The following is a 26,080-nucleotide window of genomic DNA, read 5'->3' as shown; positions in this document are numbered from 1 at the left end:
TCAGCCCAGCGCCGGAGGCTGCTCCGCGGCCTTGATCCGTGCGACCTCGCGATCGCGGACGTCCATGAGGCGCTCGCACGCGGCGACGAACCGGCGCGTGGAGGCGCCCGGAGCCGTGTCGCCGAGGTAGTGCTCCCGCAGCGCGAGGCGCTGCGCACGCGTCGGGTCCTCCGTGAGCTCACGGTCCACGGTGGCCACCACGTCGCCGAGCGCCGACACCGGCAGCTCCGGGGCCAGCTCCAGGAGCGGGCTGGACGCGATGATCACGTCGCCCACGGGGCGCGTCACGACGATCGGCTCCCCCGTGGCGAGCCAGTCCATGGCGACCCCGGAGACGTCGCAGACCAGCAGGTCGGCGGCGGCGAAGGCCGGCGCGACGTCGCCGTGGGTGTCGGTGCCGTGCCCGGGTCCCTCCGCGGGCGCCGGCGCGGCCGCGAGGTACTCGCGGATCGCCTTGTCCGCCTCGCCGTACGCCGCGACGCGGACGCCGGTGAGCGGGTGCGGACGGTAGAGCACCCGGTAGCGACCGGACTCCACGAGGGCCCGCACGATCGCCGGCCCGTGCGTGGCGACCGACCCGTACTCGGCGGACGGCTGCCCGCCCTCCCACGTGGGCGCGTACAGGACCGTGGGGAGCGGGCCGCGCGGGGTCCGCGCACGCAGGCTCAGCTGGTCGTCCAGCTGGGGGCGGCCCACGGGCACGCAGCGGGCGTGCGCGTCGTACAGGGTGCTGAACCGCGCCATCCGCTCGACGGCGGCCTGCCCCGCGACGAAGGAGAAGTCGTACGCCTTGGTCTGGTTGGACACCGTGACCAGCTTGTCGCTGTCGCCGTGCATGAGCGACGCGTGCACCAGCTGCCCGAACCGCAGGCAGGTGAAGTTCTCCGGGTTGTGGTTCACGTACAGCGCGAGCTTGGTGGCCGAGCGGCCCAGGACGTCGTCGAGCGTCGTGTAGCGCGCGACCGTCCGCACGTCCAGGCCGCTGTCGCGGCGGATCGCGCGGGCCGTGCGGGAGTCCTGGGTGACGACGACCAGCGGGTGCTCGGCGTGCAGCGCGCGGAACGTGTCGTACCACTGCTCGATCTGGTAGAGCGCCTCGGGGGTGTCCGCGAAGTAGACCAGCACCTCGTAGGGCCACGACGTCCCGAGGAGCGCCTCGTCCTCGCCGAGCCCGTCCGGCATGCCACCGGGCAGCAGCCCCAGCCGGCGGACGACCCTGCCCCCCAGAGAACGGATCCGGCGCCGCAGCGTGGCGCCCCGGGGTGTGGCAGGCATGGGTCTCCAGAGACGTCGTCGGTCAGCGGGGGGCGCGTCGCAGCATACCGGCCACGCGCCGCAGGCTCCGCGGCCCCCGGGCCGCCGGGGGCCGGCGGGCCACGTCGTGCAGCACCTCGGCCCAGCGCGCGACGACGGCGGCGTCCGAGTAGCCCTGGGCCGTGGCGACCGCGGCCTCGCGCATCCGCCGCACGGCCTCGCCGTCCAGCGTGACGAACCGCTGGATCGCCGCCGCGAGCGCGTCGATGTCCCCGTCGGGCACGAGGAAGCCGTCGACGCCGTCGGTGACGATGTCCGAGGGCCCGTAGCGGATGTCGTAGGCGAGGGGCACGCAGCCGCGCGCCATCGCCTCCGCGAAGACCAGGGGCAGGCCCTCCGACCGGCTGGTGACCAGCAGGAACGACGCGTCGGCCAGCCGCTCGGCGGCACCCGGCACGAAGCCGTGCAGGGTCACGCCGGGCACCGCCGCGGCGCGCGCCTCGACCCGGGGGCGCATCGGCCCGTCCCCGTACACGTCGAGCGTCAGGCCGAGGCCGGCCCGGCGGGCGGCGCGCCCGGTCGCGGCGACCGCGTGCCCCACCCGCTTGCGTGCGTGCAGCGACGCGACGACGGCGCCGCGGTACCGGTCGGCGTGCTCGGGCAGGGGTCCGTGCGGGAGGTCGGTGCTGTTCGGCACCACGTGGGTGTGCGCGCGGTCGCCGACCCGGTCCACCACGTCCCGGCGCTGCGCGTCGGTCAGGAAGACCACGGCGTCGAGGTCGTCGAGGTGCTCGACGAGCGGCGTGCGGGCCACCGTGAGCGGGCCGTGCGCGTCGACGGCGCCCGCGGCCAGGTGCGCGCCGTGCACCACGTGCACGGTGCGGAGGTCCTCGCGGCCCGCGGCGGCGAAGAAGGTGACCAGCGACTTGCTGTCGACCACGACGAAGCGGGGCCCCGCGGGCAGCACCTCGTCGAGCCAGGACCGGTAGAGGGCCCAGACCGAGCCCCAGCGTCGCCCGCGGCGGCCGGCGCGGTCGTAGAGCGTCACGGAGCGGCCCCGCCCCGACCGCTCGTCGACGGCCGCCGGCGAGCCGTCCGACCGGAAGTGCAGGACGCGCGCCGCCTCGTCGCCGTCGCCCTCCGTCCGCACGCGCTCGCCCGGCGACCCGGTCGGCAGCGGCTCCCGGACCGCCCTGCGCGGGACGCCGAGGGCGTCGTCGGGGCGCAGGCACAGGTCGTGCCACACGTTGTGCAGGGTCATGCCCGGGACCAGCTCGCCCCGGTCCTCGAGCGTCGCCCGCGCGGCGTCGAGGTCGAGGTCGGGCGCGAACGTCAGGATCCGCACGGGCACGCCCGCCTCCTGCACGAACGCGCGCGACCGCCGCAGGAGCGCCGACGTCATGCCGCCGTAGTCGGCCGGGATCGTCCACGTCGCCGCGGCGTGGCTCCCCGGGGGGAGCAGGGTCGTCGGGTGTCCGGGGCGCGACGGCGGCACGCGATCATCGTAGGCAGCGGAGGCCTCCCCGGCCGGTCACCACTCCGGGGCAGGCCGGGGAAGCGACCACCACCCAACGTTCATCCCGCGGCCACGCCCACGTCCCCCGCCCGTCGCCCGCCGCGGTGAGACTGGCCGCGTGACCGCGTTCGTCGAGTCCCCGCTCCAGCTGCTCTGCGCCGTCGAGGCGCACGCCGCCGGGCACGCCGGAGCCCGCACCCGCGTGCTGGCCCGTGCGGACGTCCCGGCCCTCACCGCAGGGATCGACGCCGTGCGCGCCCTCGGCCTGCCCGCCGGGCTGGACGTGGAGCCCGCGCCGGCGCCGCGCCGCCTGCCCGAGGACACCGTGGTGGTGGGCGACCCGTTCTCCGGGGCGTTCCAGGCCGCGCTGCTGCGGGCGCCCCGCCCGCCGGAGCGCCTGGTCGTCGTCGACGACGGGCTCGCGACGCTCGACCTGGTGCGCCGGGTGCTCACCGGCTCCCCGCTCGTGCGCCTCACGGCGCCGCCCGACCCGCTGCGCTACGGCCTCGGCGCGCTCGCCGCGCGCCGGCTGCGCCGCGTCGTCGCCGCCGGGCGGCTCACCCTGTGCACCACGATCCCGCTCGACGACGACGCGCTCGTGGGGCTTCGGGGGCTCGGCGTCGACGTGCGCCCGCACGACTTCGCCTGGCTGCGCTCGCGCCCGCAGCGCAACGCCCCCGACGAGGCGACGATCGTCGTCGGGTCGGCCCTGGTGGCCGACGGCCTCGTGCACGCCGACCGGTACGCCGCGTGGGTGCGCGGGATCGCCGCCGACGGCCCCGTGCGCTACGTGCCGCACCGCCGCCACGACCCCCTGGTGGCCGCGCTGCTGGAGCGCCTGCCCGGCGTCACGGTGGACGAGCCCGGCGCCCCCGTCGAGATCCGCCTGCGCGGCCTGCGGCCCGGGCAGCGCACCGTGATGCTGCCGTCGACGTCGGCGGTCACCCTGTCTCGCCTGCTCGCGCCCCGCGGCGTCGTCGTGGCGCCGCACGCCGTGCCGGACGCCTGGTGGACCGACCGCGCCACGCCCGAGCTGCGCCGCCACCTCGGCCGCACGCACGCGCTGGCGACCCGCGCGGCCGCGGAGTCGGGCGCGTCCGGCGTGTCCGCCCGGGGCACGGCCGCGGGCCCGCTGCGCCCGGGCCGGCCGGCGTCGGTCGCGTCGCGCGCATGACGCTCGCCCGCCCGCTCCCCCGCACCCACCGCCGCGACCGCGGGCCCGCCGTCCCGCCGCCGGGCGACCGCCGGGCGCCGCGCGTGCTCGCCGTCGCCGACTCCGACTCCTACCTCAAGTGGGGCGTCTGGACCTTGGCCCGCCTGCGCGACGACCCCGGCGGCGACGGTGCGGACGGTCTGCGCCTCTCCGCCGTGGTGGTGCGCTCCCCCATCGCCCCGACGGCGGGCCAGTCGGCCGCGGCCGTCAGCGGGACGGGCGTCGGGCGCCCGCCGGTGCTGGGGCCGCGCGCGCTGCGCCGGCTGGTGCGCCGCGCGCGGCCCGACGTCGTGCTCGTGGCCGCCACCGGGCCGGTGGCGGAGGTCGTGGCCGCGCAGGTGGTCCGGGCGCTGCCCGCCGGCCGCCGCCCCGCCCTGCTGGCCGGGCTGCCCGGCATGGCCCTGCCGGCCACGCCGCAGGGCACCGGCTGGCGCCGCTGGTGCGACGCGTTCCTCGTGCACGCCCGCGTGGAGGCCGCCCCGTACGTCGAGGCGTTCGCCCGCCAGGGCGCGCGGCCCGACCTCGTGCTCACCCGGCTCCCGTTCCTCGACGAGGCCGCGCCGCGCCGCGCGCCCGCCGCCCCCGTGCGACGGGTCGTGCTCGCGGCGCAGGCCAAGGTGCCCGCCACCCGCGCCGACCGCGTCGCGCTGCTCGACGGGCTCGCCGGCCTCGCGGCGGAGGGGCTGGAGGTCGTCGTCAAGCTGCGCGCCCGCGCGGGCGAGCGCCAGACCCACAACGAGGCCCACCCCCTCGACGCGCTCTGGGCCGCCGAGCACGCGGGCCTCGGGCACGCCGCCGGCGCCGTCTCCTTCGCCACCGGCCCCATGGCCGACCAGCTCACGCCGGGGACGGCGCTGCTCACCGTCAGCTCGACGGCGGGTCTGGAGTCGCTCGCGCGCGGCCTGCCCACGGTGTTCCTCGCCGACTTCGGCGTCGGCCCGGAGCAGCTCAACGAGCCGTTCGCGGCGTCGGGCTGCCTGCGCCGCCTGGACGACGTCGCCGCCACGCTCCGCGCCGGCGGCCCCACGCCCGACCCCGTGTGGAGCGACGAGCACTACCTGCACGCCGCGCCGTCGGGCCTGCCCGCCGCCGTGCACGACCTGGCCCGCCGCGCCCGCGCCGGCGACCTGCCACCGGTCCGGGTGCGCCCGTGGTCGTGGCCGCGGCACGCGTACACGGTGCTGCGCTCCGCGCTGCCCGTCGCCGTCGCCCAGCGCCTGACCCTCACCCGCTGACCCCCACGGCCCGCCCCGCCACGGCGCCGAACAGGCAGTTGACACCGTAATCCCGCCGGATTCCGGCCGATCACGGTGTCAACTGCCTGTTCGGCGTCCCGGGGCGGGGCGCTACGCGCGGTGGTCGGCCACCGCGCGGGCGGTGAGGCCGCGCACGAAGCCCGCGCCCCACGCCAGGTGCATCGTCACGACGACGGCGGGCAGCACCACGGCCTCGCGCAGGCCCAGCCGCGGGCGGCGGCCGGTGGCGTGCGCGCACGCGGCGACGACGCCCACGACGTAGGCCGCGGGCAGGGCCGCGCCGAGCGCGACGACCGCCGGCAGCGCGGCGAGCGCGCCCCCGGCCACGAGCAGCGCGGACGCGACCAGCCCGAGCACGAGGGCGGGCGGCGCGAGGTAGCGCACGCTCGCCGTGGACGGGTCGCGACGGATCACCTCGCGGCGCCACATGCCGGTGCGCCAGAACTGCTTGGCCACCGCGCGCAGCGTGCGCCGCGGGCGGTAGGTGACCTGCAGCGCGGGGTCGAACCACAGCAGCCCGCCCGCGCGGCGCAGCCGCAGGCACAGCTCCCAGTCCTCCGCGCGCACCAGGGACGGGTCGTACCCGCCGACGGCCTCGACCGCCGAGCGCCGGAACGCCCCCAGGTACACCGTCTCGGACGGGCCCGCCTCGCCGCCGACGTGGAACGACGCCGCGCCGATGCCCGCCGGGTGGCTCATCGCGCGCGCGGCCGCCCGCTGCAGGGTCGACGTCCCGACGGGGTGCATCAGCCCGCCGACCCCCACGGCGCCCGTGTGCTCGAGCGTCGCGACCGCGCGGGTCACGTAGTCGGTCGGCAGCACGGTGTGCCCGTCGACGCGCAGCAGCACCTGGTCGTCGCCGGCCGCGTGCTCGGTCGCGAGGTTGAGCCCGACGGAGCGTGAGCCCGTCGGGTTGTCCACGACCACGACGCGCGGGTCGGCCGCGGCGAGCTCCGCCGCGACCTGTGCCGTCGCGTCGTGGGACGGCCCGACGGCGAGCACCAGCCGCAGCGGGCCGCAGTAGTCCTGGACGAGCACGGACGCGACCGCCTCGGCCAGGTAGGCCTCCTCGTCGCGCACGCACGCGACGACGGCGACGCCGGGCGGCGCCTCCGTCCACCGCAGGCCGGACGGCCCGCCGCCCGGCCGATGAACGGGGGCCGCCGCCCGGTCGAGCTTCTCCACCGGTCGCGTCGGTCAGGCGTCGACGCGGCGCAGGCGCGACATCGGCGCGAGCTCGCCCGGCATGACGCGCTTGGTGCCGTCGCCCATCGCCTGCTCGAGGATGCGGACGTCGCGCACCAGGTTCGCGAGGCCCTTCGGCTCCAGCGACGCGGCGTGGTCCGAGCCCCACATCGCCCGGTCCAGCGTGATGTGCCGCTCGACGGCGACGGCGCCCAGCGCCACCGCGGCGAGCGAGATCTGCAGGCCCGTCTCGTGACCGGAGTAGCCGACCGGCACGCCGTAGCGCTCCTGCAGCGTCGTGATCGTGCGCAGGTTCGCCTCCTCCGCCGGCAGCGGGTACGTCGAGGTGGCGTGCAGGATGACGAGCCCGTCGGTACCGAGGATCTCCACGGCGGAGTCGATCTGCTCGAGCGTCGACATGCCGGTCGACAGGATGAGCGGCTTGCCCGTGTCGGCCAGCGCCCGGAGCAGCTCGTGGTCGGTGACGGACGCCGACGCGATCTTGTGCGTCGGGACGCCGAACCCCTCGAGGAAGGCGACCGACGGCACGTCCCACGGCGACGCGAACCACTGGATGCCGCGCGACTTCGCGTACTGGTCCACCTCGGTGTACTGGTCGTGCTCGAACTCGACGCGGTACTTGTACTCGAGGTACGTCATCTCGCCCCACGGCGTCTGCCGGATCTTGTCCCGCTGGTCCTTCGGGGTGCTGATCTCCGGCGTGCGCTTCTGGAACTTCACGGCCTGGCAGCCGGCGGCCGCCGCGACGTCGATCAGCTGCTTGGCGATCTCGACGTCGCCGTTGTGGTTGATGCCGATCTCACCGATGACGTACACCGGCTGGCCGGCGCCGACCTCGTGGTCGCCCACGCGGACGACGGGCTCCGCGGGACGCTCGGCGGCGGGGGTCGTGCTGGCGGTGCTGGTCACGGGGGTGTCCTTCCGATCGTGGAGCTCAGGGCTACGACGCGCGGTCGCGTCGGGACGGGCTGCGAGGATCCGCTCGCAGACCTCGCGGACGGCGCCGTGGCCGCCCGCACGGTCGAGGACGACGCGCGCGGCGGCGGCGACCTCGGGGTGGGCGTCGGCCACGGCCACGGGCCAGCCGACGACGGCGAGGGCGGGCAGGTCGTTGACGTCGTTGCCGACGTACGCGACCCGGCCCGGGTCGAGGCGGTTGACCGCGCACCAGTCGCGCAGCGCGGTGGCCTTGTCGTCGACGCCGTGCAGCACGTCGACGCCGAGCTTGCGGGCGCGGGCCGCCACCACCGGGTTGGTCTCGGTGGACAGGATCAGCAGCGGGACGCCGGCGCGCTTGAGGCGCGCGACGCCCATGCCGTCCCCGCGGTGCACGCGCACGGTCTCCGTGCCGTCCTGGGCCACGTAGGCGGCGTCGTCGGTGTGCACGCCGTCGAAGTCGGTCACCAGGGCGTCGACGTCGATCGGCGCGTCGGCCGGCGAGCCCGCGGGCGCGGCGCCCGGCTGGTCCAGCAGCGTGCGGGCCAGCCACAGGTCGCGGGGCTCGTCGATCTCCAGCGACCACTCGGCCGCCACCGGCTGCAGGCCCACCGACCCGAAGAAGCGGCTGCCCGCCTCGCGCAGCCCGGCCGTGCGCATCGCGTAGAACGCGCCGGTCTCGCGGAAGTGCGGAGCGCGGTCCTGCCGGCGCGGGCGGTGGTCGGTGCCGTGGCCCACGGGCGCCGGGCCGTCGTCGTCGAGCCGCCACTGGAAGTCGTGCGTGGGTGCCACCGCGACCACGACGTCGTGCGCGCCGTCGGCCACCCGGCGCACCGCGGCGTCCAGGTCGGCCGGGTCGACGAACGGCGACGTCGCCTGCAGCAGCACCGTGACGGCCGGGTCGGCCCCCTCGGCGCGCAGGGCGTCGAGCGCGTGCAGGACGGCGGACTCGGAGCTGGCCGTGGCGCCCGCGATGCCGGCGGGGCGCCGGACGACCCGCGCCCCGTGCGTCGTCGCCTCGCGGGCGATCTCGTCGTGGTCGGTGGAGACCACCACGGCGGACACCGAGGGCGCCGCGAGCGCCGAGCGGACCGCCCTGGCGACGAGCGTCGTGCCGCCCACCCGCTGCAGGTTCTTCAGCGGGATGCCGGCCGAGCCGCCCCGGGCGGGGATCACGACGAGCGCACCTCGGTCGGGGTCTGACCCCGGGTGGATGTCGTTCATGGCGCCGACACTAAGAGCGCGACAAGGCGCGACCGACCCTTTCCGGCCAACTGTCGCCGAACATCAGGATGCCGTCAGGTGAACATTTCCGGAGCGTGTGCGGGAATGGTTCGCCGGCCTTTCTCCGTGCCCTTTCATGGGAGAAGTCACCGGGAGAAGTCCCCTGTCCGAGGAGGTCTCATGGACGCCCTGACCGCCCGCACGTCGCCGCGTGCCACCCACGCCGCCCGCGCACCGCGGGCCGGCGGCCTGCCCCTGCTGCCCCTCGACAACCCGGTGCGGGCGTACGACTGGGGATCGCCCACGCGCATCCCCGACCTGCTGGGACGCGAGCCCGACGGGACGCCCGCGGCCGAGCTGTGGCTCGGCGCGCACCCCGCCGCGCCGTCCCGGGTCCGCGCGCAGGGCGGCGCAGGGCGGCGCCTCGACGACCTGGTCGGCGCCGAGCCCCACGACGCCCTCGGCCCCCGCGTCGCCGACCGGTTCGGGCCGCGCCTGCCGTTCCTGCTCAAGGTGCTCGCGGCCGACCGGGCCCTGTCGCTGCAGGTGCACCCCCGCCCGCACCTCGCCCGCGCGGGCTACCACCGCGAGACCCGCGACGGCCTGCCCACCGGGCACCCGCGCCGGTCGTTCCACGACGACCAGCACAAGCCCGAGATGATCGTGGCGCTCAGCCCGTTCGAGGCCCTCGCCGGCTTCCGCAGCCCCCGCTCGGTGGCCGGCCTGCTGGACGGGCTCGACGGCGTCCTCGTGGACGCCGTGCGCGCCGCGCTCGCCGAGCGGCCGTCCACCGCCGGGGTGCGCTCCGCCACCGAGGCACTCGTGGCCGCGCGGCGCTCGCCGTCGTGCGCCGCGGACGTCGCCGCGGCCGTGGGGTCCGTCGCGCGCCGGCACCGGGCCACCGGCGGCTCGGGCCCGACCGCGCGCGCCGACGCCACCGTGCTCGACCTCGCCGAGCAGCACCCCGGCGACCCCGGCGCCCTCGTCTCCCTGCTCCTCAACCGCGTCACGCTGGAGCCCGGCGAGGCGATGTACGTGCCCGCCGGCGAGGTGCACGCCTACCTCAGCGGCTTCGGCGTCGAGGTCATGGCCGCGTCGGACAACGTGCTGCGCGCCGGGCTCACGACGAAGCACGTCGACGCCCCCGCCCTGCTCGAGTGCGCGTCGTTCGCCCCGCGCCCGCCCGCGCGCCCCGCCACGCTGGTGTCCGGCGGCGAGAGCGTCGTGGTCACCTACCGCGCCCCCGTCGAGGAGTTCGCGCTGACCTTCGCCGACGTCGTGCCCGGCGAGCCGGTGGCGCTCGCCGCCGACGGCCCCCGCGTCGTCCTCGCCCTCGACGGCGACGCGACGGTCCTCACCGGCTCCGGCGAGCTGCGGCTGCGCCGCGGCGAGTCGTGCTTCGTGCCCGACTCCGCCGGGCCGCTCACCGTCGACGGCGCCGCGCACGTCGTGTGCGCCTGGGTGCCCTGACCCGCCCACGGCCCACTACCGAACAGGCAGTTGACACGCCGGGTTTGCCCCGGGCACCGGGGTCGCGGTTAGCCTGACCGGCGTCCGTGCACCGTCGCCGCTCCCGAGCCGTCGTCGCACGGCCCGCCCCGCCCCCGACGCCCCCGGTGATCCCTGCGCATGACGACCCCCGTCCGAGACCACGCCGGCCCTGCCCCCGCACGCACCGCGGGAGGTGCCGGAGCCACGGACCGCTCCACCCCACGACGGTCGTTCCGGCCCGAGGTGCAGGCCCTGCGGGCGCTGGCGGTGGGGATGGTCGTCCTCTTCCACCTCTGGCCCGGCCGGGTACCCGGCGGCTACGTGGGCGTGGACGTCTTCTTCGTCATCTCCGGCTTCCTCATCACCGGCCACCTGCTGCGCGAGGCGGAGGCCACCGGCCGCGTCCGACTGGGTCGGTTCTGGGCCCGCCGCGCCCGCCGCCTGCTGCCCGCCGCGTACCTCGTCCTCGCGGCCACCGTCGTCGCGACCCTCCTGCTGGCCCCGCACTCGCTGTGGCAGCAGTGGTTCCGCGAGACGCTCGGGGCCACGCTCTACGTCGAGAACTGGGTGCTCGCCGCCGACGCGGTCGACTACCTCGCCGCCGACGCCGACCCGTCGCCCGTCCAGCACTACTGGTCCCTGTCGACGGAGGAGCAGTTCTACCTGGTGTGGCCGCTGCTCGTGGTGGCCGCCGCCGCCGTCGCGGCCCGCACCGGCCGGACCACGCGCCGCACGACCGGCGTGCTGCTCGCCGTCGCGACGCTCGCCTCGTTCGCGGCGTCGCTGTGGCTCACCGCCACGGACCCGGCGCCCGCCTACTTCGCGACGACGACCCGCGCCTGGCAGTTCGGCGCGGGGGCGCTGCTCGCCCTGTGGCTCGCGCGGCCGGGCCGCCGCCCGGTGGGCGACGGCGTGCGGGTCGCGGCGAGCTGGGCCGGGCTCGCCGTCCTCGTCGCGTGCGCGCTCGGCTACGACGCCGGCACGCCGTTCCCCGGCACCGCCGCGATCGCGCCCGTGCTGGCGACCGTCGTGGTCATCGCCGCCGGGACGCCGTCGGGCCGACTCTCCCCCGCCGGCCTGTTCGCCTGGCGGCCCGTGCCGTACGCCGCGGAGATCTCCTACTCCCTGTACCTGTGGCACTGGCCGGCCATCGTGATCCTGCCGTTCGCGCTGGGGCACGAGGCCGGGCTGCTCGAGCGCGCCGTCCTGCTGGTCGGCGTCGTGCTGCTGGCCGACCTCACCAAGCGGTTCGTCGAGGATCCCGCCCGCTTCAGCCGGCGCTGGGACCTGCACCGCACCGGCCGCGCCCTCTCCCTCACCGTGGCCGGGGCGGCCGCGCTCGCCCTCGTCGCCGGCGGCGGCCTCGCCGTCGCGAAGCACCGCGTGCAGGGGCAGGAGGAGCTCGCGGCGAGCATCGTGGCCGACGAGCCCGCGTGCCTCGGGGCCGCGTCGATGGACCCGGAGCAGGCCTGCGACAACCCCGAGCTCGACGACGTCGTCGTCCCCGCGCCCGAGGCCGTGTCGCAGGACGTCGCCGAGCCGACCGACTGCTTCGTGGACAGTGACGAGTCCGCCCTCGAGGACTGCACGTTCGGCCCGGTCGACGACGACGACGACGTCCCGCACGTCGTGCTGGTCGGCGACTCGCACGCCCGCGCGATGATGCCGGCCTTCCGGGAGATGGTCGACCAGGGCCGGATCAGCCTGAGCGTGCAGCTCAAGTCCTCGTGCGCGTGGAGCGCGGGCCCGACGGACGCCGACGGGGAGCGCGCGCGCACCTGCGAGCGGTGGAAGGACCAGCTCGAGCCGTGGCTCGAGCGCCAGGCGCCCCGGACGGACGCCGTCGTCACGACCGGCTACCTCGACTACCTCTCCGGCGACGCGGCCGAACAGGCCGACGACCTCGCCGAGGCGTGGGAGCCGGTCGCGGACGCGGGCGTCCCGATCGTCGCCCTCTCCGACAACCCGCAGCACGACGAGGAGCCGTCGCTCTGCCTCGACCGGACGTTCCGCAACGGCCCGGAGCAGTGCGGCGTGACCGAGAAGCAGGCGTTCCCCGACACGCAGGTCTACGAGGACGCGGTCGCCGAGGTGCCGGGCGCGTCGTACGTCGACCTCACGGAGCTCTACTGCCAGGACGGCACCTGCCCCGCCGTCATCGGCGGCGTCAACGTGTACCGCGACACGCACCACCTGACGGCCACGTACACGCGCACCATGACGCCCTACCTCGAGCGCGAGCTCCGCGCCGCCGGCCTCCCCCTCTGACCCGCCCGCCCGCCCGCGGCGCCGAACAGGCAGTTGACACCGTGATGGATGCTCGAAGGCATACATCACGGTGTCAACTGCCTGTTCGGCGAGCCGGAGCGAGGACGGTGCGGACCGTGGTCCCGACGACGCCGCGGGCGACGTGCCCGGCGTCGAAATGGAGGAGACGCACGCCGACCGCGGCCAGCGCGTTGTCCCGGTCGCGGTCCCGGCGGACACCACCCGGACGGTCGTCGTGCCATGCGCGCCCGTCCATCTCCGTGACGAGCCACCCGTCGCGCAGGCGCCAGGCCATGTCGGCGACGGCGAGCACCCGTCCGGCGCGGTCGTGCACGGCGAGCTGGAGGGCGTCCGGCGGTACCCCCTCCGCGATGCACTGCCACCTTCCGCGGGACTCCAGCGGTGAGGCGGCGAGCGGGCTCGCGTGGTCCCACAGCTCGTGCCGCAGCGCGACGCCGCGCCGTCCGCGGGCATGGTCGTGCGACCGCGCCAACCCGCGGCGGTCCACGGCACCCAGGCGCAGGGCCGAGTCCAGGACCGCCAGCCCGTCGGCCATCGACAGCTCCGGCACCGCCTGCGCGAGCGCCCACTCGGCGGAGGCGATCCGGCGCGGGCCTGTCCGGCGGTCTCCGAACTCGACGGTCGTCATCCCGTCGTCGAACTGACGCTGCGGCACACCCGGCCGTCGAGGGCGGCGTGACGCGGTCGGCAGCGCCGTGCCGGAGCGGAGTCGGGTCGGCATCCCCTCCACACCGTGAAGGACGAGGGCTCCGTCCCCGACGGCTATCGCCTCCGGCCCGTACGCGAGCAGGCCGATCCACGCCTGGCGGCGCCGGAGGTGTCCGTGCAGCACGTCGCCGTCGCTCTCCGGCGGCCACGCCGTCAGATGGGGCGCCCTGCGCGCCGCGATCGGGACCACGACGCGGTCCGGTGCGTCCGCGGCCACCCGCGAGGCCGGTGGCACCGCGACCGTGTCGACGACGCCTCGGGTCACGGCGAGCCAGCGCCCGGCGGCCACCAGCCGGGAGCGTCGTGAGGCGCCGACACCGTGCCGTTCGCATTGCTGCGCCGACAGCAGCCCTTCCTGCGCATCCGCGAGGTCCTGGAGGAGCGGCGGGACCGGGGCGAGGGTGCGCATCCCGACACACCACCAGGCCCGTGCGTCCAGCGGGGCACCCGCGATCGACCTGTGGACGACGCGCCCTCCTGGGGGCAGCTCCCGCGCCGGACGCCGAACAGGCAGTTGACACCGTTATGGGCGCCTTTGAGCGTCCATAACGGTGTCAACTGCCTGTTCGGCATCAGGCCGGGGGTGCAGAACCTGGCCGGGCGTCAGGCGGTGAGCTTGTTGTCCACCATGGACAGGGCGGAGCCGATGGCCATGTGCATGTCGAGGTACTGGTACGTGCCGAGGCGGCCGCCGAAGTGCACGTCGGGCTCGTCGGTCATGAGCTCGCGGTACCGCATCAGCCGCTCGCGGTCGGCGGGGGTGTTGACCGGGTAGTACGGCTCGTCGCCGCGCTCGGCGAAGCGGGAGTACTCGCGCACGATGACGGTCTTGTCGGCGGCGTACTCGCGCTCGGGGTGGAAGTGGCGGAACTCGAGGATGCGCGTGTACGGCACCTCGGTGTCGGCGTAGTTCATCACCGGCGCGCCCTGGAAGTCGCCCACGGGCAGCACCTCGCGCTCGAAGTCGAGGGTGCGCCACGACAGCGACCCCTCGGCGTCGTCGAAGTACCGGTCCACCGGGCCGGTGTACACGACCGGCACCTGCCCGACCACGGCCTTCTTGCTCACCGGCTGCGCGTCGTCGAAGAAGTCGGCCTGAAGCCGCACCTCGATGTTCGGGTGGTCGGCCATCCGCTCCAGCCACGCCGTGTACCCGCCCGTGGGCAGCCCCTCGTGGGTGTCGTTGAAGTACCGGTTGTCGTACGTGTACCGCACGGGCAGGCGGGAGATGATCGACGCCGGCAGCTCGCGCGGGTCGGTCTGCCACTGCTTGGCCGTGTACCCCTGGATGAACGCCTCGTAGAGCGGCCGCCCGATGAGGGACACGCCCTGCTCGTCGAGGTTCTCGGGGCGCTTGTCGCCCAGCTCGGCGGCCTGCTCGCGCACCAGCGCCCGGGCGGCGTCGGGGCCGTGCGCGGAACGGAAGAACTGGTTGATCGTGCCGAGGTTGATCGGCATCGGGAAGACCTCGCCGCGGTGCGTGGTGTACACGCGGTGCACGTACGACGTGAACGAGGTGAACCGGTTGACGTACTCCCAGACGCGCTCGTTCGAGGTGTGGAACAGGTGCGCGCCGTACTTGTGGACCTCGATGCCGGTGGCCGGGTCCGTCTCGCTGTACGCGTTGCCGCCGAGGTGGTCACGACGGTCGATCATGAGCACCTTGCGGCCCTGCTCGGCCATCCGCTCGGCGACGGTCAGGCCGAAGAGCCCGGTGCCGACGACGACGAGGTCGGTCATGCTGCTGCCTCCAGGGTCAGGGGGTGGTCAGTCGGGCTCGTACCCGCCGCGCAGGCGCGTGTAGGCGCGGTAGCCCGCCTTGCGGACGGACTCCGGCACCACGCGGTAGCCGGCGCGCACCACGACGTTGCGCACCATCTGCGGGCCGGTGAGGAAGCCCTCGGAGTGGAGGGTGCGCTGCAGCGCGAGCTCGGACGCCAGCAGGCGGCGGCCGCCGCGGCGCGCGTAGGCACCCGCGCCGACGCGGTACAGCACGAGGGGCTCGACGACGTTCTCCGCGTCCGCGCCGCCCGCGATCATCCGGGCGAACAGGAGGTAGTCCTCCATGAGGTCCAGGTGCTCGTACCCGCCGGCGGCCGCGACGGCGGAGCGCCGGTAGACGACCGACGGGTGGTTGAACGGGTCCCGGAACCGCGCGGTGGTCGCGATGTCGTCGCCGGTCGGGGGCACACGGACCATGCCGGGGTCGTGCTCGTCGTCGTCGAACTCCTGGATCGCGGAGCCGACGATGTCGCACCCCGCCGCCACCAGCGGCACCTGCACGGCGAACCGCTCCGGGCGGGAGATGTCGTCGGCGTCGGCGCGCGCCACGATCTCGTGCTTGCACGCCTCCAGGCCGGACTCGAGGGCGCGGGCGAGGCCGACGTTGCGCTCCAGCGGCACGAGGGTGACGGGGACGTCGGTGAGCTCGTGCAGCCGGCCGAGGACGGCGGTGATGTCCGCGCCCACGGGTCCGTCGCGCACGACGACGACCTCGTCCGGCCGCAGCGTCTGGTCGCGGGTCACGGACAGGAAGCCGCGCTCCAGGTGCGCCGCGTCGTCGCCCGCGTAGACGGGCAGGAGCACGGAGAACCGCTGGTCCTCGAGGGCGCCGGTGGCGGCCGCCGCCCGGGGGGCCGCCGCGGGGCGCGTCTCCGGACGCGGCTCGGCGTCGTGCCGCTCGGTCCGTCCCAGCTCGACCCGCGCGACGCTCAGGGCGGCGGGCCCGACGCCGGCGAGCACCTCGGTGTCGGCACGCGGGCGGCGCACGACGCCGTGCCACAGACCGCGCGCGCCGGCCTTGACGAGGGTGCCGCGGTCGGAGGAGCGGGCCACGGTGCGGGCCCAGCGCCGCAGGGTCGACCCGCCGTAGAGGGCGCGCTCGGACAGGCCGAGCGCGGACGACCGCGTGAACATCCAGACCTTGTTGCGCACCTCGTAGTAGAAGCGCGGGCCCGGGTCGTGGTCGGTGCCGACCAGGCGGGCCGTGCGGTGCTCGACGACGCTGCCCGGCACGTACAGGCCGGTGCCGCGGCGCAGCATGCGCGTGGAGTACTCGAAGTCGTCGTTCCAGATGAAGTAGTCGCTGACGGGCAGCCCGTGCTGCCGCACGGCGCGCGCGTCCACCATCATCGACACGAACGACATCGACCGGACGGGCACGGCGCCGGCGGCGCGCGCCCGGTTCAGCTCGGCCGGCGACGCGCCGGGGCGCGTGCGCGGCGTGTTCATCGGGTGGTCGCTGCCGTCGGTCCACACGACGCGGCTCGCCATCGCGGTGACGTCGCCGGCGTAGGCGTCGCGCGCGCCGAGGAGCGCCTCCAGCGCGGTCTCCGTGGGGACGGTGTCGTCGTCCATGAGCCACACGAGGTCGGCGTCGAGGTCGGCGACGGCGGTCGCGATGCCGACGGCGAAGCCGCCCGCGCCGCCCGTGTTGCGCTTGAGCGCGACGACCTCGGGGGCGCTGGGGTGGGACCGGGCGACGTCGAGCGCGTCGTCGGTGGACGCGTTGTCGACCACGAGCACCCGGTCGACGGGCCGGGTCTGGGCGGCGAGCGCGTCGAGGGCCGCGCCGAGCAGCGCGGACCTGTTGTACGACACGACGACCGCGACGACGGAGGGGGTGGACATCCTGCTCATCCTAGTGGGGCGGCCGGGGTGCGAAGGTCGCCCGCCAGGTCTCGGGGTCGACGAGCGCAGGCGCGGCGGCGCGCCACCGCGCGGACACGGAACCCCACCGCAGCGCGAGGCGCGCGTGGGTGGCGACGGTGGCCCCGAGCAGCCGCCAGAACCGGCGCGGGTCCCGCCGCAGCCAGACCCCCGAGGCGCCGTCGCCGGCGAGCACGAGCACCGAGTCGTGCCCGGGCGTCTCCCACCAGGTCGCCTGCTCGCGGGTCATCGCGGTGGCGGGGACGGACCCGCCGCGGGCGGGCCGGAGCTGGCGCAGCAGCCCGCCGACCGCGAAGCGCACCAGCGCCGCCGACGTCGGCTTCTCCCCGGGCCCGCCGGCCGTCGCGCGGGGCGCGGCGGCGTCGAAGGCGGGGTCACCGGCGCGGTGCACCGTCGTCTCCGGGTACGCGGCGCCCACCGCGCGGGCGGCGGGGACCACGCGCTCGAGGTCGGCGTGCAGGTCGCCCGGCCCGTCGAGCACGTCGCGCAGGGCGCGCACGTGCAGGTCGACGGCGTAGTACCGCATCCCCAGCAGCAGCTTGAGGTCGTTCGCGAGCAGCAGCGGCAGCAGCAGCCCGGCCCGCGGGCGGCGGGCGCGCAGCAGCGCCGCGGCCACGCGGTTGCGCACGTGCAGGTACGCCTGCCACTCGACGGTGTCGTCCTTCTCCGTCCACGCGACGTGCCACAGCGCGGCGCCCGGGAGCGAGACCGTGGCCCGCCCCGCGTCGCGGGCCCGCAGGCCGAACTCGGCGTCGTCCCACTTGAGGAACAGCGGCAGGGACAGCCCGACGGCGCGCAGCACGTCCGTCGGCATGAGGCACATCCACCAGCCGTTGAAGTCGCTCTCCCCGCGGGCGTGCAGCCAGGGCGTGCCGCGCAGGGTGCCGGCCGCGAGGTCGTGCCACTGCTGGTCGGGCTGCGGCGGCCCCCAGTTGAAGCTGCGCTCGTGCACGACCTCGCTGAAGGAGTTGAGCACCGTCGGGCGGTGCAGGTCGAGCATGTGCCCGCCGACGACGACGGGGGTACGCGCGGCACGGTGGAACCGGACGGCGCGCAGCAGCGCCTCGGGCTCCACCTCGACGTCGTCGTCCAGGATCAGGACGGCGTCGGCCGCGGGCCGGTCCAGCGCCTCGAGCATGCCGCGCGAGAAGCCGCCCGACCCGCCCAGGTTGCGCTGCTCGATGACGGTGAGCCGGTCGCCGAGCGCGGCCGCCACCTCGGCGTAGCCCGGGTGGTCGACGACGCGGCGCGACCCCTGGTCGACGACCAGCACCGTGCCCACGGCCTCCGCCAGCGCCGCCGAGCCGGCGATCCGCTCCAGCGTCGCGACGCAGAACTCCGGCTTGTCCATCGTGGTGATCGACAGGCACACGTCGCCCGTGCGCCGCGGCGCCACGTCGACCAGCCAGCGGGCCCCGGTGACGGCGACGGCGTCGTCGCCCGCGTCCACCTCGAACCAGAGCCAGCCGCCGTCGGTCGCGCCGGCGACGTCCGCGTCGAGCGTCAGGGTGCCGCCGCCCGGCGCCACCTCGGCGGTGGCGACCGCCGTCGGGGCACCGCCGGCGTCCGAGCGGACGAGGCGCACCCGGCCGGCGCCGGAGGCGTCGACCTCCAGCCGCACGGCCGCGACGCCGGCCCAGCGCACCCAGTACGACGCCGGGAAGGCGGAGAAGTAGGCGGCGAACCCCTGGCTGGCCCCCGCCGGCACGTGGACCGCCCCACCGTCGACGGTGGCGGGGCCGTCCTCGACGACGAGGGTGCGGCGGTCGGCGGGAACGGACAGGATCAGCTGTTGCGCGAGGTGCACCCGGGTGAGCCTAGCCTCGCCGCAGGCGCCGCTTGGCACGGGCGCCGAGGGCGCGCACCAGCTCGCGCCCGCTCGCCTCGGAGAGCGCGGGGCCGGCCTTGCGCGACGCCGTCGCGGACTCCTCCAGCTCCACGACCTCCTCGCGGGCGGTGAACAACCGGTCCTCGTCCCGCCGCCCCTGGCGGATCACCCCCAGGACCGCCTCCGTCGCGGCGTCGATCGGCACCACGTCCGCACGCAGGCGCGGGTCGGCGCTCGACGGCACCTCCGCGTTCAGGAGCGTCAGGTCGCCGACCACCCGCACGCCCGACTCCCGGATCTGCTCGACGTACCGTGCCGACCGCGCGTGCGCGGCCTCCGCCGCCCACGTGGGCAGCACGAGCTTGGTGTCGTGGGCCCCCGGCTTGCGCCGCTTGAGCATCGAGTTGGACGCGGTGTCCCGCAGCCACTTGCAGTACTCGAGCCAGGTGAGCTGCTTGCGCAGGCGCAGGTTGAGCGCCCGGAGCAGCTCCGCCTCCTCGACCGACATGCCCCGGTTGGTCGACTTGCCGTCGAGCTTGGCCGTGCCGAGGAGCCCGTGCTCCAGCCCGAGCATCGACTCGAACGCGTCGAAGAGCAGCGAGGGCGTCGACTTGTCGACGACGACCACGGTGACGTTCTCCGGGCCGAACGCCTCGGCCCACCGCGTCACGACGCGACCCTGGTCGTGCCGCTCGAGGAACGGGCGCAGCTCCTCCTCCGGCTGGTCGGCGAAGGAGTTCTTCAGCCACCGCTCGAAGGTCCAGTGGTGGCCCTCCTTCATCATCTCCTGCCACATCGACGGCAGGATCGCGGCGTAGTTGCGCAGCGTCACGACGACGTGGGCCCGCTCGCCGAGCTCGGCGCGCCAGGCCGCGACCGTCGCGTCGTCCGCGTTCGCGGCGAACTCGTGGCCGAACCACACCCGGTTCTCGGTGTCACGGTCGATCTCCGCCCGCAGCTTCCGCCAGGCGCCCTCGACGGGCGCGGTGTCCCAGCCCCAGGACTGCCCCATGAAGTCGTTCACCGCGCTGCGGTGGTTCGTGTGGCGCCCGGGGTAGCGCACCCCGCGCGCGAGGAGCTCGGGCCGGAGCGCCGCGGCGGCGTTCTGCAGGCTGGTGGTCCCGGTCTTCATCAGCCCGATGTGCAGCAGCAGGGCCCGCTCGGGCAGCTGCAACGGCTCGGACGGGCCCGTGCTGGTCGACATCCACACTCCTCCGGGACCCGTCCCCGGGGTCCCCTCGACACCGAGGTACGTGCCCGCAGGCTACCGGTTCCGGCTGCGGGTCGGCTGGGAGGGAACGTGCCCGCTACCAGCGGGTGAGCGCGACCTGGACGACCCGCACCTTCTTCCCGTCGGCCACCTTGCGCAAGGTCACGGTGCCGTCGGTCTGCCCGGACAGCGTGACGGTGAAGATGCGGTCGCCGTCCGACGGCTTCGCGAAGTCGATCGTCCCGCGGACCTTGCCGCCCACCAGCACCTGGAGCTTGCCGTCCGCGGGGTTCGTCGCGCCGCGGACGACGACCCGCCGCACCTGGTTCGCGCTCTTGAGGCTGAGGGTCGCGCCGCCCTTGGCCGTCTGGTACGCGACGTCCCCGCGGTAGACCTTGTGCTCGACCTTCTTCCAGCCGCTCGAGAGGCTCCACGACTGCGGCAGGATCCGGGTCGTGGTGCGCACGAGCGTGGTCATGGGCCCCCGGTGGTAGTCCTTGCTGATCGCGCGCACGACCAGGTCGCGCGACGTGCCGTGCTTCATGTTCACGGTGACGGACCGGGACGTGTTCTTCGCCTGGAGGATCCGCCAGTAGTTGGTGCTGGGCATGTCGGAGCTCCACCGGGCGTCCCGGTAGAGCACCTGGTAGTAGATCGCGCCCGGGACGGCCTTCCACGTGTAGGTGGACCTGACGTTCCACTGCACCGGCGTCTGCGCCGACGTCGGCGCGGTCCGCGTGGGCGCGCCGACCGCCCACCGGACGGCCCCGTACTTCTTGATCGCCGCCTGCCGCCGGGCCTCCGCGGAGCTGCGCAGGCTGCTCATCTTCGCGGCGAGGTAGCGGCCGGGGCACGCCGTCTCGTTGGTGGTCTTGTGCATCAGCACCGTGGGCACCTTCACCGTGGCCCCCGGCTTCGCCCGGGTGCCGGACCCGGTGCTGCTGCCCGTGACCAGCGTGGTGGTGCCCTTGGCGTTGAGCTTGTACTGGTAGGCCTTCCAGCCGATCACCTGGGACAGCCCGGTGAGGAGGGCGCTGGTGGGCTGCGCCGTGTCGAAGTTCCCCATCGCGGACACCCCGATCGTGCCCGTGTTGTACCCGCCGGCCTGCGCCCCGATCGGGTTGTCGCTGCGGGCGTTCTGCCGGCCCTGGAACACGTTGCCGTACCGGTCGACCAGGAACTGGTACCCGATGTCCGGCCATCCGCGCGACTTCGTGTGGTACGCGTAGATGCCGCGCACGAGCGCCGCGGACTGGCTCTCCTTGTAGCTGTTGGTGCCCGCCGTGTGGTGCACGTAGATCGCCTTGAGCGTCTTGGACGTCTCGGGCCAGCTGCCCGCCAGCGACTCGTCGGCGCCCCAGCCCGCGCGCGTGACGATCCGCGGGCGGATCTCGAAGCCGGTCCCGGCGTTCGCCGACGACGCCGGCGCGGCGTCGCTCCCGACGTAGGCGTCGGCGCGGGACGTCCCCGGGTCGACGACGTCCACCTGCAGCCCGCGCGGCGACGTGCCGTCCGCGGTCCGCACGCGGGCCTGCACCCCGTCGGCGCCCGTGGACACGATCGGCTCGGTCCCGGCCCGGCCCCCGTCGACGGTGACGCCGTCGAGCCCCAGCGCCTGCCACGCGCTCCAGCGGCCGTCCTCGCGCAGCCGCACGGCGACCTCGGTGACCTCGCTGGACGTCGAGGAGTCCCAGGTGACCCCGGCGACGAGGAAGTCCTGGGTCGTGGTGCGCTCGCTCAGCGCCGCGAGCGCCCCCTCGTCGGGCTCGCCCTGCGGGAGGGTCGTCGTGCTGCCGTCCGGCGCGACCTCCTTCGCGGCCTCCGCCGCGGCGGGCGCCTCGTGCTCCTCGCCGACGGCGTCGTCCAGCGCGCCCTTCTGGTGGCGGGCGCCGGCGTCGACCCCGTGGACGGGGACGTGCTCGACGTCCGGGGCCACGGCGTGCGCCTGCGGGACGGGGAGGGAGACGGTCGGGAGGACGACCCCGGCGAGGGCGAGCGCCAGGACCGTGGTCGTCGTGACGCCGGTCCTCAGAGCCGTCCTGGCCTTCGTCCGGGCTGTCGACGGGGGCGTGCTCGGGTCCGTGCTCGTGGTCGTGGCCGTCATGCTCGTCTCCGCTCGTCCACCATGGTCGCGCCGGGCATCTGACTCGCCCGACGATAAGGAGTCCCGGCCGCACCGGCACGCCGAGACCGCCACCCGTTCCGGATGCTGGGCACCCACCCCTGGGGCAGAGTGAAAGAGGGGGTGATCGGGATGGGCGAGGAACGGACGGTCGCGCGCGCCGACGGCGAGGGCACGACGGGGACCACGGGGAGCACGGGAGGCGGCCGGCGCACGGCCCGCCGCGTCGTCGCGGCGGCGGTGGCGGCGCTGGTGGCGCTCGCGGGAGGGACGGTGGCCGCGACGTCGGCCGAGGCCGCGGTGCCGAAGTCGTTCACCCTGACCGGATCGGGGTTCGGCCACGGCGTGGGGATGCCGCAGTACGGCGCGTACCAGATGTCGCGGCAGGGCACGCTCGGCCGCAACATCCTGAAGTACTACTACCCGGGCGCCACGGTGTCGTGGAAGACGACCCCCAAGGACGTGCTGGTGCAGGTCTTCGGCCCGGACCCGGGCGGCTCGACGGCGTACGGCGACCGCAAGACGTCGACGACCGTCACGATCACCGGCGGCGACTGGCGCCTCCGCAGCGCGGCGGGCACGACCCTGGCCTCCGGCACCGGGACCACCACCCTCAAGGTGGCGACCACCACGGGCAGCCGGACGCGCGTCACCGTCGGCGGCAAGACGTACGACGGCGCGCTGCTGCGCATCCACTGGTCGGGCACGCGGTACTACAAGTCCACGGGCAAGAAGGCGGTGGCGACCGTCGCGGGCACGCACGGCTCGTACCGCAACGGCCGGCTGACGGCGACGGTCCAGCAGGGCTACACCAACCTCACGAACGACGTGCTGCTCAACACCGAGTACCTGTACGGGATCGCCGAGATGCCGTCGTCGTGGGGCCTCAACGGCGGCTTCGACGCGCTGTCGGCGCAGGCGATCACCGCCCGCTCCTACGCCATGTCGAAGCCGTCCCTGCGGTCCGGGTGCCTCTGCAACGTCGTCGACGACGTGCGCGACCAGTACTACTCGGGCTGGAACAAGGAGAACGAGGGCACGGGGGCCAAGTACGGCAAGGTCTGGACGTCGGCGGTCCGCGCCTCGGTGCGGGGCGCGACGGAGGCCCGGGTGCTCACCTACGGCGGGCTGCCCGTCGCGGCGCACTACTACTCCTCGAGCGGCGGGCGCACCGCGAACTCGGAGGACGTGTGGTCCTCCGTGATCCCGTACGAGCGCTCGGTCGCGGACCCGTACAGCAAGGCCGCGCCCGGCAACTCCTACGCCTCGTGGACGCGCACGCTGACGCAGGCACAGGCCCGCACGCTGTTCGGGCTCGCGGACGTGCAGTCGATCAGGGTCAGCGCGAAGTGGTCCAGCGGGCAGCTGCGCACGCTCGTCGCGACGTCGTCGACCGGGAAGACCGCCACGGTCACCGGCAAGGCCGACGCGATGCGCGCCAAGGTCGGCGCCCGCACCACGACCGGCTCGATGCCGGCCGCGTGGATCTCGAAGATCACCGCGGTGTCGTAGGAGCCGCCAGGACGTCGTCGAGCACGTCGAGCCACGCCCGCCGGTAGCGGCGGGGCCCGAGCTCGCGGCGCACGCCGCGCGCGCGCCGGCCGAGCCGCCGGGCGAGCGCGTCGTCCTGGAGCACCGCGACCAGGCGGGCGGCGAACCCCTCGACGTCCCCGGGCGCGACGAGGAAGCCGTTCTCCCCGTCGCGCAGCACCTCGGCGGGGCCGTAGCAGCAGTCGTAGGCGACGAACGGCGTGCCCACGGACATCCCCTCGGTGAGGGTGAGCGGCAGCCCCTCGTGCAGGGAGGTCATCGCCGCGACGCGCGCGGCCGCGAAGGCGCGCAGGGGCGCGTCGGTCCGGCCGCGGAACGCCACCGCAGTCCCCAGGCCCAGGTCGGCGGCGAGCGCCCGCAGCTCGCCGTCGAGCGGACCGTCGCCGTACAGGTCGAGCCGGGCGTCGGGGACGTCGCGGCGGACGAGGACGAAGGCGCGCAGCAGGTGGTCGAGCTGCTTCTGGGGGGCGAGCCGCCCGACGAAGACGACGGTGCGCGGGTCGCGGGTCGCCCCGCCGGCGTCGGGGCGCTCGGCGGCGTGGTGCACGACGCGCAGCGGCAGCCCCGGGTACCGGCGGCTCAGGTCCTCGTGCTGGCGGCCGGTGAGGCACACCATCGCGTGCACGTTCCGCAGGTCGTCGAAGTAGCCGCGCCAGTGCTCCTTGGTGGGCGCGTCGGGCCCGTACGGCGGCGCCAGGTGCGAGTTGTGCAGCACGGACACGCCGCGCACGCCCGGGTGGGTGAGCAGACGCAGGGTGCGCTGCCAGACGTTCTCGCCGTCGGCGACCACCACGACCCGTCCCCGGTCGGCGAGCTCGCCGTCCAGCCAGGCGGCGAGCGCCCCGGCGAGGTCGAGCGGTCCGCCGCGGCCCGGGCCGCCGAGGGCGTACGTCACGGCGCCGGTGCCCTCGGGACCCGTGAGGTGCGCGGTCAGCCACACCAGGCGGCCGTCGACGACGAACTCCCGCACCCGTCCGCCGGTCGCCCGGTCGAGCCGGTCCACGGTGGCGACGCGGCCGTCGACGTAGGTCCACACGGTGTCCCGGCCGCCGTCGTCGGCGTAGGTCACGAAGGACAGCACCTCCCCGGTGGCGGGGTCGCGCAGCTCCTGGGTGCGCAGCACGCCGTCCACCGTGGTGCGCCACCGCTCGCCGGCGGCGGTGACCCGGCGGCGGCGCACGACGCCGGCCCCGTCGGCCACCCGGGGCGGTGCGAGCGGCGGGAGGCCGGCCGCCGCGCGGTGCTCGGCGGTGCCGGGCCCGTCGCGCCAGAAGTGGCGCAGGCGCACGCGCGGGTCGAGCAGGCCGGACCTGCGGGCCCACTCCCCGCCGTCGGGGACGACGCTGGTGACGACGAGGGTGGTGGGGTGCCCGGCGGCGGCGTAGGCGTTGGCCCGCGCGAGCACGGCGCGCGTGCCGCCGGCGACCGAGCCGGCGAGGGTGCGGACGAACATCACGACCTCGTCGGGCCGCGGGCCGCGCCGGGGGCGGAGCGCGGTCACCCGTCGACGGTGAACGTGTCGAGGTCGATCCCGTGGACGGCGAGCGCGCCGCGGGCCCGCTCGACGTCGTCGTCGTCGAAGTACTGCTTCCACTGCCCGATCGAGCCGTCGCGGGTGAAGTAGCCGTCCAGCCTCACGACCATCGACCGCCCGGTCCGCTCCTCCATGGCGCGCACGGTGGAGATGTCCGAGAGCGCGAGGGCGACCTCGACGGCGTCGTCCTCCAGCGGCAGGGCGAGGAACCGCACCACCTCGCGGAACCGCCGGCCCGGGTCCTCCTTGAGCGCCTCGTAGGACGCGACGTGCACGTCGGGGTCGCCGCGGTAGCTGTCCAGGGTGAGGTAGTGCCGGGCGTACGTGTCGAGCATCGGCTCGATGACGTCGCGCGGGTGCTCCGCCTTGTCCCGGTGCTGGGGCCGCTGCTTGATCGTGTAGTGGTACAGCGACACCACGTAGTCGAGCGGGTTGCGGTACAGCATGATCTTGCGGCCCGGGGTGAGGACGAACGGGTCGACGTCGTGCCGGAAGTGCTGCATGGTCACGTCCGACACCCCGTGCCGGGCGAGCAGGTCGGACGGCGCCCGGTAGGGCTCCGCCTCGCGGAACACCTGCCACCGGTTGTTGCCGTAGTACTCCTGCTGCAGCTGCGGGTAGGAGATCGGGAGGCGCACGCCCGGGTCGGCGAGGGCGCGCGCGTAGTTGGTGAGGAAGAACCGCATCCAGTGGGTGCCGGACTTCTGGACCGTCGCCACGGTGACCAGGTCCTCGCGGTGCAGCCGGCCGAACGCGTCGGCGAACGCCGCACCGCGCTCCTCGGCGAGGGTGCCGAGCCGCCACCGGGCGACGTCGCCCAGGTAGCGCAGCGCGTCCCCCGGCTCCTCGGGCAGCGCCGCGAGCACGGCCGCGTCCTCGCCCGCGCGCAGGCCGGTGAGCGCCCCGGCGAGGCGCGCGTCCCTCGACGTGGTCCCGGCCCCCGCGGCGAGGGCCTCCCAGTCGCGGGTCAGCAGGGCGGGGCCCAGGTGCGGGGGCAGGTGCTCCTCGGCGGCGGCGCGGGCCTTGCGCACCGCCCTCGGGGCCGTGAGCCAGCGGGCCATGTCCCGGGCCAT

General features: G+C 75.6%; 17 protein-coding genes and 1 pseudogene. 5 read left to right on the top strand and 13 right to left on the bottom strand.

Translation table 11 applies throughout. The features are described from left to right. Positions 1-1,275 carry a CDP-glycerol glycerophosphotransferase family protein gene (locus ACFU9A_RS20545; protein WP_430577157.1) on the bottom strand — a complete coding sequence of 425 codons (1,275 nt, stop codon included), beginning with the start codon at positions 1,273-1,275 and terminating at the stop codon, positions 1-3. A gap of 22 nt (positions 1,276-1,297) precedes the next feature. Continuing rightward, complete coding sequence (locus tag ACFU9A_RS20540; RefSeq protein ID WP_430577156.1) at positions 1,298-2,749, bottom strand: glycosyltransferase; 1,452 nt, start codon at positions 2,747-2,749, stop codon at positions 1,298-1,300. 139 nt (positions 2,750-2,888) lie between these two features. Between ACFU9A_RS20540 and ACFU9A_RS20535 the strand changes: the two genes are divergently transcribed. Both ACFU9A_RS20535 and ACFU9A_RS20530 read left to right on the top strand, forming a co-directional pair. After that, entirely contained in the window at positions 2,889-3,944 is a 1,056-nt protein-coding gene (locus ACFU9A_RS20535) for a hypothetical protein (RefSeq protein WP_430577155.1), read from the top strand. Further along, the gene (locus ACFU9A_RS20530; protein WP_430577154.1) at positions 3,941-5,218 is read left to right on the top strand and encodes a DUF6716 putative glycosyltransferase; all 1,278 of its coding nucleotides are present in this window, start codon (positions 3,941-3,943) and stop codon (positions 5,216-5,218) included. Before ACFU9A_RS20535 ends, ACFU9A_RS20530 begins: the two co-directional genes overlap by 4 nt. Before the next feature lie 111 nt (positions 5,219-5,329). On the opposite strand, the gene ACFU9A_RS20525 is transcribed toward ACFU9A_RS20530, so the two are convergent. From ACFU9A_RS20525 to ACFU9A_RS20515, 3 genes and pseudogenes are all read right to left on the bottom strand, one after another. Continuing rightward, the gene (locus tag ACFU9A_RS20525; RefSeq protein ID WP_430577153.1) at positions 5,330-6,424 is read right to left on the bottom strand and encodes a glycosyltransferase family 2 protein; all 1,095 of its coding nucleotides are present in this window, start codon (positions 6,422-6,424) and stop codon (positions 5,330-5,332) included. A gap of 12 nt (positions 6,425-6,436) precedes the next feature. Beyond that, on the bottom strand, positions 6,437-7,294 hold the full coding sequence (locus tag ACFU9A_RS20520) for an N-acetylneuraminate synthase family protein (RefSeq protein ID WP_430577385.1): 858 nt from the start codon (positions 7,292-7,294) through the stop codon (positions 6,437-6,439). Positions 7,295-7,465: 171 nt separating this feature from the next. Continuing rightward, positions 7,466-8,605 (bottom strand): annotated as a pseudogene (locus tag ACFU9A_RS20515) (cytidylyltransferase domain-containing protein); the annotation flags it as partial. Positions 8,606-8,785: 180 nt separating this feature from the next. Here ACFU9A_RS20515 and manA point away from each other — a divergent pair. After that, complete coding sequence (gene manA, locus ACFU9A_RS20510; RefSeq protein ID WP_430577152.1) at positions 8,786-10,075, top strand: mannose-6-phosphate isomerase, class I; 1,290 nt, start codon at positions 8,786-8,788, stop codon at positions 10,073-10,075. Positions 10,076-10,234: 159 nt separating this feature from the next. Then, entirely contained in the window at positions 10,235-12,364 is a 2,130-nt protein-coding gene (locus ACFU9A_RS20505) for an acyltransferase family protein (RefSeq protein WP_430577151.1), read from the top strand. 73 nt (positions 12,365-12,437) lie between these two features. Here the strand turns inward: ACFU9A_RS20505 and ACFU9A_RS20500 are convergent, their stop codons facing one another. The 6 genes from ACFU9A_RS20500 to ACFU9A_RS20475 form a co-directional block, all read right to left on the bottom strand. After that, positions 12,438-13,502, bottom strand: a complete 1,065-nt coding sequence (locus ACFU9A_RS20500; RefSeq protein ID WP_430577150.1) for a hypothetical protein — start codon at positions 13,500-13,502, stop codon at positions 12,438-12,440. A gap of 194 nt (positions 13,503-13,696) precedes the next feature. Then, complete coding sequence (gene glf, locus ACFU9A_RS20495; RefSeq protein ID WP_430577149.1) at positions 13,697-14,833, bottom strand: UDP-galactopyranose mutase; 1,137 nt, start codon at positions 14,831-14,833, stop codon at positions 13,697-13,699. A gap of 27 nt (positions 14,834-14,860) precedes the next feature. Next, the gene (locus ACFU9A_RS20490; RefSeq protein ID WP_430577148.1) at positions 14,861-16,723 is read right to left on the bottom strand and encodes a glycosyltransferase; all 1,863 of its coding nucleotides are present in this window, start codon (positions 16,721-16,723) and stop codon (positions 14,861-14,863) included. Between the two features lie 10 nt (positions 16,724-16,733). Next, complete coding sequence (locus ACFU9A_RS20485; RefSeq protein ID WP_430577147.1) at positions 16,734-18,569, bottom strand: glycosyltransferase; 1,836 nt, start codon at positions 18,567-18,569, stop codon at positions 16,734-16,736. Positions 18,570-18,579: 10 nt separating this feature from the next. After that, the gene (locus tag ACFU9A_RS20480) at positions 18,580-19,794 is read right to left on the bottom strand and encodes a hypothetical protein (RefSeq protein WP_430577146.1); all 1,215 of its coding nucleotides are present in this window, start codon (positions 19,792-19,794) and stop codon (positions 18,580-18,582) included. Between the two features lie 103 nt (positions 19,795-19,897). Then, the gene (locus ACFU9A_RS20475) at positions 19,898-21,904 is read right to left on the bottom strand and encodes a peptidoglycan recognition protein (RefSeq protein WP_430577145.1); all 2,007 of its coding nucleotides are present in this window, start codon (positions 21,902-21,904) and stop codon (positions 19,898-19,900) included. Between the two features lie 150 nt (positions 21,905-22,054). On the opposite strand from ACFU9A_RS20475, the gene ACFU9A_RS20470 reads away from it, so the two are divergent. Then, positions 22,055-23,434 carry a SpoIID/LytB domain-containing protein gene (locus tag ACFU9A_RS20470; protein WP_430577144.1) on the top strand — a complete coding sequence of 460 codons (1,380 nt, stop codon included), beginning with the start codon at positions 22,055-22,057 and terminating at the stop codon, positions 23,432-23,434. On the opposite strand, the gene ACFU9A_RS20465 is transcribed toward ACFU9A_RS20470, so the two are convergent. Both ACFU9A_RS20465 and ACFU9A_RS20460 read right to left on the bottom strand, forming a co-directional pair. Then, positions 23,418-24,974, bottom strand: a complete 1,557-nt coding sequence (locus ACFU9A_RS20465; RefSeq protein ID WP_430577143.1) for a glycosyltransferase — start codon at positions 24,972-24,974, stop codon at positions 23,418-23,420. The two genes, ACFU9A_RS20470 and ACFU9A_RS20465, sit on opposite strands and share 17 nt — an antisense overlap. Next, complete coding sequence (locus ACFU9A_RS20460) at positions 24,971-26,080, bottom strand: sulfotransferase domain-containing protein (RefSeq protein ID WP_430577142.1); 1,110 nt, start codon at positions 26,078-26,080, stop codon at positions 24,971-24,973. Before ACFU9A_RS20460 ends, ACFU9A_RS20465 begins: the two co-directional genes overlap by 4 nt.

The sequence above is a fragment of the Isoptericola sp. NPDC057653 genome, from assembly GCF_042799955.1.
Lineage (GTDB): Bacteria > Actinomycetota > Actinomycetes > Actinomycetales > Cellulomonadaceae > Isoptericola.
The sequence above is the reverse complement of the archived record's forward strand: the minus strand, read 5'-3'. Positions and strand labels throughout refer to the sequence as shown.